Annotated in this window: 1 pseudogene; it reads right to left on the bottom strand. The window is 65.7% G+C overall.

The features are described from left to right. Positions 1–286 (bottom strand): annotated as a pseudogene (locus V6766_RS25540) (taurine ABC transporter permease); the annotation flags it as partial. Positions 287–306: the final 20 nt, after the last annotated feature.

Below are 306 nucleotides of genomic sequence, written 5' to 3'. Positions count from 1 at the left end.
TGAAGCCGTTCTGCATCGTGTCGAAGAACTTCGCCACGATCGCCACGGGCGAGGGCACGAACAGCGGCTTGACCAGACCGAGCGCGGTCACGCCCCACCAGATCGCGATCAGGAGGACGATGGTGACGACGCTGAGGATCATGGTATCGCCATAACCCGGCACGCCATAGGTTTCGCCCGGCCGCGTCGCCCGGCCCTTGGAAAGGCGCGAGAGCAGGCCGCCGCTCTTATTGCGCGGCGCGGGTGCTTCCGTCTCCGCCGGCTTGGTCTTGGTGATATCGCTCATGCCGCGTCTTCCTCGTCGGC

The organism is Martelella sp. AMO21009, assembly GCF_053484295.1.
This window is presented reverse-complemented; position numbering and strand designations above follow the sequence as displayed.